Genomic DNA, 8,222 nt, shown 5'->3' on the forward strand with positions numbered 1-8,222 from the left:
CGGTCGGCGTGCCCTCAGCGGGGCTCCTGTGACGGTTGAGGCGCGGGTTAACACCGGTTGACCTCGGGGTGTCCGAACGACACGCCGAGGGTGGGGAAAAACTTGACACGGACCCCGCCCGTCAGTACGAGTCGGCGAAGTTATCCCCCGAGTTGTACACATGTGCGTCCCTAGCGGACAACCTTCAACGCAAACTTCACATCGAATTTCCTCAGGAAACCTGTGGAGAAGTAAATCCCCGATCAGGCGGCACTTAAGGGCCCGGAATCCGATCCATCCACCGGGTTATCCACAGTAGTTGTGCACAGACGTGACGGCGTTTCCCGCATCTTCTCCACAGAGTTATCCACAGGCACATTTGCGTGGGAGAAGAGGTGCTCTTAACGTGGGGGCAGCCCATCGGGCATCCCCTCACCACCCGCTCGTGTCGATGTCGGACGTCCGTGATCTGATGCTTCCGAGGTCGCCGCGACGTCCCGTCCCCGCAGCCGCACGCGCGCGCGGGGAAACGCCGAGACGAAGGGCGCCCGAGATCAGAAGGAGAGCCCGTGTCGATCGCTGACATCGCCGAAGAGCGTCTCGGAAAAGCCCCGCGTCCCGAGCGCACTCCGCCGCACGACACCCTCGCCGAGCAGAGCGCACTGGGCGGCATGCTGCTGTCGAAAGACGCGGTGGCCGACGTCATCGAGAGCCTGCGCGGCCCCGACTTCTACGTGCCGAAGCACGAGCTGATCTTCGAGGCCATCCTCACCCTGTACTCGCACGGCGAGCCCACCGACGTCGTGGCCGTCACCGACGAGTTGATCAAGACCGGCGAGCTGCAGCGAGCCGGGGGAGCGGACTACCTCCACACCCTCACCTCGATCGTGCCGACCGCCGCCAACGCGGGCTACTACGCCTCGATCGTCGCCGAGCGCGCGCTGCTGCGCCGCCTGGTCGAGGCCGGCACGCGCATCGTGCAGATGGGCTACGCGGGCGAGGGCGATCCGGTCGATCTCGTCAACAGCGCCCAGGCCGAGATCTACAACGTCTCGGGCGACGACAGCGCCGACGACTACATCCCCCTGACGATGGCGGTGGATGCCGCGGTCGAAGAGATCGAGGCCGCTCGCGGTCGCGATGGGTCGATGACCGGCATCCCCACGGGCTTCGCCGGTCTCGACCAGCTGACGAACGGCCTGCACCCGGGCCAGATGATCGTGCTCGCCGCGCGCCCCGCCATGGGTAAGTCGACGCTGGCGCTCGACTTCGCCCGCGCGGCCGCGATCAAGTCGAACGCGCCGTGCATCTTCTTCTCGCTCGAAATGGGTCGTTCCGAGATCGCCATGCGCCTTCTCAGCGCCGAGGGTTCGATCCCGCTGCAGAGCATGCGCAAGGGAACGCTCGACTCGCGCGACTGGACGACCGTGGCCTCCACCCGCGGTCGCATCAACGACGCCCCGCTCTACATCGACGACAGCCCCAACATGACGCTCGTCGAGATCCGAGCCAAGTGCCGACGCCTCAAGCAGCGTGAGGGCCTGAAGATGGTCGTCATCGACTACCTGCAGCTGCTCACGAGCGGTAAGCGCGTGGAGTCGCGTCAGCAGGAGGTCAGCGAGTTCTCGCGTGCGCTGAAGCTGATGGCGAAGGAGCTGCAGGTTCCCGTCATCGCCCTGTCGCAGCTGAACCGTGGTGCCGAGCAGCGCGCCGACAAGAAGCCCGCCCTGAGCGACCTGCGTGAATCGGGCTCGATCGAGCAGGATGCCGACATGGTGGTTCTGCTGCACCGCGAGGCCGCGTACGAGAAGGACTCGCCCCGCGCGGGCGAGGCGGACCTGATCGTGGCGAAGCACCGTAACGGGCCGACGGACACGATCACGGTGGCGTTCCAGGGGCATTATTCGCGGTTCGCGGATATGGCGCCGGGGATGTAGTGAGCGGCATTGTGCATGCGAAGGTCTCACGAGCGGCGAACAGATGCCGGGCCTGACAGCTGACCAGAGCCTCCTTGCAAAGCTGTGTGCCGCTCCGACTGAGGCACCTTGGCTCGAGTTCAAGGAGAACAAGGTCGAACCGCACGACGTGGGGGAGTACATCTCAGCGCTTGCCAACGCCGCTGTTTTGGCCCATCGCACGCACGCATACATGATCTGGGGTGTCCGGGACGCAGATCACGCTGTTGTCGGGACCACTTTCGATCCCTGGTCCTCGAAGGGGTCCGGCGGTGAAGACCTGATCCCGTGGCTGTCGAGGGGGCTCGATCCGCAGGTCTACTTCCAATTCCGGCGGGTCGGCACGGGCGGGGATATCGCAGCCGTCATTCTCGAGATCGACGCCGCGAGGTCGCGGCCCGTCGCCTTCCGCTCCGAGCGGTACGTGCGGATCGGAAGCTACAAGAAGAAGCTCCGTGAGTACCCGGAGCACGAAGCTCGGTTGTGGGAGGCGTTCCGAGGGACCACCTTCGAGACGGGCTCAGCCAAGTCAGGACTGAGCGACGAGGAGGCCATCGAGATGCTCGCTCATAGTGCCTACTTCGACTTGCTACGGCTCCCGCTGCCGGAAACGCGACGTGGGGTGGCTGATCAGCTCGCCGCTGAGGGGTTCTTGGTTCGCTCTGAGGCGGGAACCTCGATTACGAATCTGGGATCACTCCTCTTCGCGCGGGACCTCGGGCGATTCCCCGCAGTGGCACGAAAGGCCACGCGCCTGACGGAGTACCGGACGGCCTCGCGAGCTGCGGCAGTACGCAGTCAGGACGGACAGCGAGGCTACGCGGCAGGGTTCGACGTTGGCGTCGTCTTCGTCGTCGAGGTCAAAGTCGAGATCGCCCATCTCACGGATCTCCGGAAGGGAACCGGAGTGGTTGCTGAGCCGCGTGAGCGTGCCGTCGACCGCGGCCTCGATCTTCGCCAGCGTCAAGCGGAAGGCTTCGACCGAGCTCTCGAGACGCTTGAGCAGGTTGACGGTCATGAGCTTCTTCAGGCCCTCTTCGCGACCTTGCTGACCGAGGTTCGAGCGTGCGTTGCCCGTCGTGACGTTGTAGAGGTCTTCGTACTTGCTCATGCGGCTCGGGAACACGTAGGCGAGTGGCGTGTAGACGCCCAACGTCAGCATCTGCAGTTGCTCGAAGATCTCGTTGAACGAGGGGACGTCCATCAAGTCAGTGAGCGGCTCGCGGATGGATGCCGGCGGCAACCGTCGCGGGAAGGCGCCGATCTCGCTCGTGTCGTAGAACGCCTGAATGTGCTTACGCGACCGCGCGATGGTGACCGCGTCGAGCAGCTCGAAGAAGTCGAAATTGAGCATCCGCAGGATGCGGTCGGCCGTGCGCTCCTCCGCGGGTAGCTTCGACCAGTCGTTGAAGACCGTCTGCGCGTCGCGGAACACGCGCTCGACCGACGTCGAGAGCGTGAGCTTCGCGGCGAGGGTGTCGCTGTCGCCCTCGTATGCCAGCTGCAGCTGATTCTTGAGGTCATTGAATCGGTTGTTCACCGGTGTCGCAGACAGCATCAGCACTTTCGTCTTCACGCCGTCACGGATCACCTGCCGCATGAGGCGTTGGTAGCGCGACTCCTTCTCTTCGGCGTAGTCGGCGTTACGAAAGTTGTGCGACTCGTCAATGACGACCAGGTCGTAGTTGCCCCAGTTGATGCGATCCAGCCTGAGGCCCAGCGACTCACCTCGGGTGCGGGAGAGGTCGGTGTGCGCGAGGACGTCGTAGTTGAACCGGTCGCTCGCGAAGATGTTCGTCGTGAGGTTGGCGTTGTAGTTCGTCCAGTTCTCGGCGAGCTTCTTCGGCGCGAGGACCAGGACGGACTTGTTGCGGAGCTCGTAGTACTTGATGACCGCCAGCGCGGTGAATGTCTTGCCGAGGCCGACGCTGTCGGCGAGGATGCAGCCGTTGTACGTCTCGAGCTTGTTGATGATGCCGGTCGCGGCATCGCGTTGGAAGTTGTACAGGCTCTGCCAGACCTTGGTGTCCTGATAGCCGGTGCGATCGTTCGGCAGAACGTCCTCGCTGATGTCGTCGAGGAACTCGGCGAAGAGGTTGTAGAGGATGAGGAAGTAGATGCGCGCCGGGGAGTTCTCGGCATACACGCTCGCGATGTGGTCGTGAACCGCTTCGGTGACATCGGTCAGCTGGCCGGGGCTCGCCCAGATCTGATCGAACAAGTGGAGGAAGTTGCTCGTCTCGGTGGCGCCTTCGAACTTCGTGACCATGTTGGACACGGCGTTGCCGCGCTCGTATCCGAGGTCTGCAGTGGTGAACCCCTGCAACGGCATGTAAGCGGCACCGTCGTCCACGACGGCGAACTGTTGCATCTGGTGGCCGCTGGCGTTCGATCGGAACGTGACCTTTTCACGTACCCAGGCTGCACACTCGCGGGCGATCGCGCGTTGCGTCAGCTTGTTGCGGAGACGAACCTCGAACTCCGAGCCGTAGAGGGATGACTCGGCGTGCGGGATGAAGAACTCGCGACGGTCCTTGCGCAACTTGTCCGTCGCCTGACCGTTGCTGAACGATGGAGACGTGAAGATGAACTCGAGCTCCTCTATGTGTTCGAGCTCGTTGCGCAGGGCTTCGAACGCGAAGATCGAGAAGGTGGACGCGGCGATGCGCACCTTGGACCCGCGGCTGATCTCGGACTTGAGGTCCTCGCCGAGCAGGTCGGAGACGTTGTCGATTACTCGCATAGCTGTGCGTCCCCTCCCCGCGTCCAGTAGGCCGGTCCGCGCCCCGTGCGGATTGATCCGCGAGTGCACGGGCAAGGCCGATCCTAACCAGAGCCTCGGAAACCGGCGACGCTCGACTCGCCTCCTTTCACTGGTTCGGGAGAGGCGCCTGTACGTCAGGGTTCGCGGCGACCGCGGCGAAATGGGGGCCTTCCGTCGGCGCGGTTGGACGCGCAAGCGGGGCGGGCGAGATCCGAAGGCCGAGGTGGCGTGAGCCCACCTCTGAGCCGCTAGGACGTGTTGCTAGGTGACGGTTCCATGCACGCGCCGGTCGCCGTGGGGCATGCTGATCGGATGACTGTGCGAACCACGTGGCCGCGAAACCGGTCGACCCTGCCCGGTGGAGGTTTGTCCACCCTCCCCGGCGGAGGAATGTCCACGCTTCCCGGTGACGGGGCATCGACCCTCCCGGGCGGCGGTCTGTCGACTTTGCCCGGGGGTGGACTTTCCACCTTGCCGGGGGGAGGTCTATCGACCCTTCCTGACGGGGGTATGTCAACTCTCCCAGGAGGCGGACTTTCCACTCTTCCCGGCGGTGGCCTGTCGACCCTTCCGGGAGGTGGGCTCTCGACGTTACCGGGCGGAGGGTTGCATAGTGGTGCTGACTCGAACCCATACCGCTCCAATCAGCCACCCATGACGCACTTCATTCCCCACCTCCGACGGCAAGGGTTGAACGATGTCGCAGATCTGCTCGCCCGCGCCCACGGACTGAACCTCTGACGCACCACCCGGTGATCGCCGAGATTGGCCTCGGCGATCCCGACGTCGGTATCTCACGGAAGGTACGGTCGGACTGTCATCGCGCATCGGGTTCCCGCGTACCCAGAACTCGAGCTCGGCCCATGCAGCAAAGAATCGGAGACTTCCCATGACCTACAACTTCGTAGACCTGGACCCGGCCGTCAGAGAACTGATGCTCGAGGAACTCGGCTCCGACATTGCTGCTGGGAGGCTCTACGAAAGCAAGCGAGCCGTTCCAGGAAGCCAAGCCGCTTACGTCGATCTGCTACGTGAAGCCTTCGCCGCAGGCGACGCGGACACGCTCACCAGCCACCTTGCTTCGGCCGGCATCTTCGCGACCCACCAGAGCGACGGTAAATCCATCAACGTCGCTGATTCTGCTGCCGCTTTGGGAGATGGGCAGTTCACTGCGTACTACGCGCGTGCGGTGTGTCGTCGCGCGATCGATGAGGGCCGCGCGGTCGAGATCTACCGAGGCCAGGATACGGCTGACCATCGGGGCTCATCCGAGGATCTGATCGGAACGCACCCCGACCCCACCGGCCTCCTCGAAGAGCTCCGCGAGCACTCTTTGGAGCCGTGGAAGTTCAGTAGTGTCGGGAAGGTCAACAGTGGGATCACAATCAAGCTCGTCTGAGCGCGCATCCGCCCCGACTCGCATCGGGCCGGGAGCATTGTCGTTGCTTCAGGGTGGACCCCGTTCGTTACGCACTGATGACGCGGGGCACTGCTCCACTGAGTCATGAGTAAGAGTCCCGCGATCCGCTTCGCGTTCGCGATCACACAGGGTGACAACGCGGGCCTCCAATGCGGGCACTTCAGAGTCTGGGTCCACGGAGACGACACCTATATCGCCGACGTAGGCCTGGCGGGTATATGGAAAACGTCGCTCCACGGAGAGGTCGCGTGGCAAACGGCCGAGACGAAGGAGAGCCATCTTTCGACGAACCCGATGCTCGTTCCAACGGGCGATCGTGCGCTATGGAAGTATGACCCGCCTGCGTTCGAGGATGGCCGTCGGCTCGCGTCCGTGATCGGCGTGACACGAACCGCCATGAAGCCCAGGACAGCAGCCCCCGCGCGGTACGAAGTCATCGAAGTGAGTGACCGCTGGGACCAGCTCACGAAGGCCAACGTCTGGATGTCAGTACCCCCAGTCGCGCCAGACCCTCACCACATCGGTCCTGTCTTGACGCTTGCCAATGGAACCCAGGTATGGGTGACGCGCGGGGAGGAGCCGATGGGCGAGTCAAACCCCGAGCCACCACCCGACAGCACGATCGCTGAGCCGCAGATCCCCGGACTCCACGAGGTAACCGCGCCTGGGATGATAATCCGTGGGCTCAACGTTTCGCGGTGAAAGCTGCCCCCGTCACATCGTGACCCCCGCGTTGCCGACTGTCGCCCGGCTGCGCGACAGGGAGTGCGCCGGCTCAATCGCTGAATATAGGAGCGAGTTCCTCGCGATAGTAGTGACCGCCGCCTCATGTGGTGCGAATTGGCTGCTGGGCGAGGTGAGCAAGCACGGAGTCGGGCGTAGTGATCGTGGCGACAAGCCCTATCGCGTGCCGAGACCACTGGCTTGGGTCGATTCCGTGTGCATATCCGACTGCCGATCTGAACTGATCGCGCAGGTTCACCGGTAGCCGTTGCGCAAGGCCCTCCGCGATCTGCCCAGCTCGATGCGTCTGCGGGTTGACCGTTTGTCGAGCTTGCATCCAAATCGGGCGGGGTGGAGCCTCGTTAGCGGTCTGGATCTCCTCCGCTGTTTCGGAGACCCATTGCTCGTCGAGGTTCGTGAGCGTCGGGACGGCGACCCGCTGCGTCGCTGCGATCGCCTCTAGACCGACGGCAAGCGACAATCCGCCGGGGTCTTCGTGATAGTTGAGGTAGCGGGCGACATCGATGCCAGGCGGGCATACTTCCGCGAGTTCCACGTCTCCGACGAAGTTGCTGGGGTCGATGAGCCAATCGTTTCTAATGACGATGTCTGGCCTGAGAAACACCCGGTACAAGTTCTTCCTTCCTGTTGACGGCGTGGCCGAGCGCGCGGGGGAGTTGGCGGGAGCTTTCCGCCGCCACGGGCTTCCCGTCGTGGTCGCCACCTTCGCCCTCAGTCGCGCCGGTTCCGGAGATCAACCCGGGCGAGCTGAGCCCGAGGGGTTCCGCGAGCCTCTCGCCGTCCTCGGCGTGCAGGCCGACGACCTTCGCGTCACAAGGCCCGCCTGGAGCGCATTCTCGGGCACCGGACTCAACGGGACGCTGCGCGATCGCGGCATTACCCGCCTCGTGCTCACGGGCGTCGCAACCAGCATCGGAGTCGAGTCGACCGGTCGTGAGGCACGCGATCTCGGCTACGAACTCGTGATCGCATCGGATGCCGTCACCGATCTCCGCGCGGAAACGCACGACAACAGCATCCAGCGCATCTTCCCGATGATGGCGGAGGTCGCCACCACCGCAGAGATCCTGGCCGCTCTCGGGCACTGACCCGGCGCACCTGGAGATCACCGGAACAGGCGCTCGAGATCAGATCGCCGTGCGCCGTCTCAGCCTTCGCGCGAAGGCCGGCTCGCTCTCGAAACTCGATAGCCGCACGATGGTGCGGTCCCACCCCTTATCCAACGGACGTACGCCCCCCGCTCTCAGCTTTGAGGGAGCGGTGCGCGGACGCGGGTGCCGTTCAAGGGATCCAGAACCCCACCGCGCAAAGCAGCCGAGTCTCGTCGTCGGCGTCCGCCGGCGGTTCGATGGCGGGAGGG

6 protein-coding genes and 1 pseudogene are annotated in these 8,222 nt (G+C 64.2%); 5 read left to right on the plus strand and 2 right to left on the minus strand.

Going from position 1 to position 8,222, the window contains the following annotated elements; translation table 11 throughout:
* Positions 1-548: 548 nt before the first annotated feature.
* Together dnaB and IFR11_RS16900 are read left to right on the plus strand one after the other, a co-directional pair.
* On the plus strand, positions 549-1,916 hold the full coding sequence (dnaB, locus tag IFR11_RS15025) for a replicative DNA helicase (RefSeq protein ID WP_055832400.1): 1,368 nt from the start codon (positions 549-551) through the stop codon (positions 1,914-1,916).
* Between the two features lie 43 nt (positions 1,917-1,959).
* A pseudogene (locus tag IFR11_RS16900) lies at positions 1,960-2,376 on the plus strand (AlbA family DNA-binding domain-containing protein); the annotation flags it as partial.
* A 252-nt stretch (positions 2,377-2,628) separates the two neighbouring features.
* Here IFR11_RS16900 and IFR11_RS15035 read toward each other — a convergent pair.
* Entirely contained in the window at positions 2,629-4,677 is a 2,049-nt protein-coding gene (locus tag IFR11_RS15035; protein WP_244630809.1) for an SNF2-related protein, read from the minus strand.
* A gap of 910 nt (positions 4,678-5,587) precedes the next feature.
* On the opposite strand from IFR11_RS15035, the gene IFR11_RS15040 reads away from it, so the two are divergent.
* Both IFR11_RS15040 and IFR11_RS15045 read left to right on the plus strand, forming a co-directional pair.
* Positions 5,588-6,097 (plus strand): hypothetical protein, encoded by a 510-nt coding sequence (locus tag IFR11_RS15040; protein WP_191916693.1) that lies wholly within the window; start codon positions 5,588-5,590, stop codon positions 6,095-6,097.
* A gap of 105 nt (positions 6,098-6,202) precedes the next feature.
* Positions 6,203-6,820 (plus strand): hypothetical protein, encoded by a 618-nt coding sequence (locus tag IFR11_RS15045; RefSeq protein WP_191916694.1) that lies wholly within the window; start codon positions 6,203-6,205, stop codon positions 6,818-6,820.
* 124 nt (positions 6,821-6,944) lie between these two features.
* On the opposite strand, the gene IFR11_RS15050 is transcribed toward IFR11_RS15045, so the two are convergent.
* Positions 6,945-7,397, minus strand: a complete 453-nt coding sequence (locus IFR11_RS15050; protein WP_191916695.1) for a hypothetical protein — start codon at positions 7,395-7,397, stop codon at positions 6,945-6,947.
* A 49-nt stretch (positions 7,398-7,446) separates the two neighbouring features.
* On the opposite strand from IFR11_RS15050, the gene IFR11_RS15055 reads away from it, so the two are divergent.
* Positions 7,447-7,950 carry an isochorismatase family protein gene (locus tag IFR11_RS15055; protein ID WP_191916696.1) on the plus strand — a complete coding sequence of 168 codons (504 nt, stop codon included), beginning with the start codon at positions 7,447-7,449 and terminating at the stop codon, positions 7,948-7,950.
* The last annotated feature ends 272 nt before the right edge of the window (positions 7,951-8,222 follow it).

Source organism: Microbacterium sp. CFBP 8801, assembly GCF_014839455.1.
In the GTDB taxonomy this organism is placed as follows: domain Bacteria; phylum Actinomycetota; class Actinomycetes; order Actinomycetales; family Microbacteriaceae; genus Microbacterium.

Coding starts and splice junctions, on each gene's coding strand:
- IFR11_RS15035 (WP_244630809.1), bottom strand. CDS start 4,677: ATGCGAGTAATCGACAACGTCTCCGACCTGCTCGGCGAGGACCTCAAG.
- IFR11_RS15040 (WP_191916693.1), top strand. CDS start 5,588: ATGACCTACAACTTCGTAGACCTGGACCCGGCCGTCAGAGAACTGATG.
- IFR11_RS15055 (WP_191916696.1), top strand. CDS start 7,447: ATGTCTGGCCTGAGAAACACCCGGTACAAGTTCTTCCTTCCTGTTGAC.
- IFR11_RS15045 (WP_191916694.1), top strand. CDS start 6,203: ATGAGTAAGAGTCCCGCGATCCGCTTCGCGTTCGCGATCACACAGGGT.